We start from the raw sequence: 1,426 nt of genomic DNA, 5'->3' as shown, positions 1-1,426 counted from the left end.
TGCTTATGGCTGTTCCCCAGTAAGAGGGTCTGAATATGGTATAGGTTGGAATGTCGTAAAACAAATAGCTAAGAACCATAGCCATAAGTGTTGGGTGCTCACTAACACAACTGATCAGTCTCAGATTGAACAGGAATTGGCTAATTCACCTTTAGACAATGTTACCTTTATCTTTGTAGCAATGTCTGAAGGGTCTCGTAATTCAGGATTGTCCCATTATTTGTATTATATCGCCTGGCAGATTAGAGCATTTTTTGTGGCCAAAAAACTCCAGGAAGAAATTGGCTTTGATTTAGTTCACCATGTCACCTATCAAAATTCCTGGTTGCCCACATGGATAGGCTGGTTAGGTGTGCCGTTGATTTGGAATGGTGGCGCTAAAGATAAAATTCCTTCGGTACTCTTGAAGACATTATCCCTACAATCGGCCATGATGGAACGGATTCGGATGGTGTCGATGAATGCCCTAGGTCGCTTTACCCAGTGGTCTGTTGCTTCTCGCGCCCAATTAATTCTATCTCGGGAAGCGAGCCAATGGTCAGACAATTTACCAGTTAAGGCTTTTCCTCCCTTTGGTCTTAATCAAAAAGATATTGAAAGATTAGGTCAACTGCCCCAGCGCCAAGACGAACCCTTTCGAGTGGTAAGTATTGGCAGATTTTTGGGTTGGAAAGGGTTTGCATTGGGCATCCGTGCCTTTGCCCAGTTCCATCGTGAACACCCCACTAGTGAATACTGGCTGATTGGTGATGGTCCTGAAAAGGAGGGACTACAGAAATTAGCTAAAGAGCTTGGATGCGGTGATGCTGTAAGTTTTTGGGGGAAGCTTTCCCGTGATCAGGTCTTACAACGGATGGCAGAGGTGGACGTGTTAATGCATCCGAGCTTCCATGATCATTGGCCGACGGTGGTGTTGGAAGCAATGGCTTCTGGTAGACCTGTGGTTTGTCTCGATATTGGTGGACCGTCGTTGATGGTTCAAGAAGACTGGGGAATTAAAGTGCCTGTCGATAACCTATCCCAAGTGATCAATGATTTAGATCAAGCACTGTTGCAGTTAGCAACTAATGGGGAAAAGCGCATATCTATGGGACTAAAAGGACGAGTGATAGTTTCAGAGAATTGGTCATGGGAGATAATCGGTGAACAAATGTTGAATCTATATCAGGAAGTTATAAATTCGTAAGCATTCAGGTATCAGGTATCAGGTATCAGCTATTAGCTATCAGCTATCAGCTATCAGCTATCAGCTATCAGGCATTAGCCTTGGCCAATGGCCACGCTACTTGAGGTGAAGTCCTGGGGGGGTGACGAAAATAGTTATAAAGCAGACAGGGCAAGCGATCTAGCTCTCATTCCTCGTAAATAATACTTCTGTTTATTACGATTAAGTTTCATTAATTCTTGTATTAAATCAATAAGTTCA

The 1,426-nt window shown here is 43.5% G+C and carries 1 protein-coding gene; it reads left to right on the top strand.

Annotated features, from left to right (window positions below):
* Positions 1-1,186 (top strand): glycosyltransferase family 4 protein (locus F6K37_RS42255; RefSeq protein ID WP_287257200.1); only part of this gene is annotated, 1,186 nt, incomplete at its 5' end.
* Positions 1,187-1,426: the final 240 nt, after the last annotated feature.

The organism is Moorena sp. SIO4E2, assembly GCF_010671945.1.
GTDB classification, from domain to species: domain Bacteria; phylum Cyanobacteriota; class Cyanobacteriia; order Cyanobacteriales; family Coleofasciculaceae; genus Moorena; species Moorena producens.
Note: the sequence above shows the minus strand (reverse complement) of the source record. Positions and strands in the feature narration are given on the sequence as shown.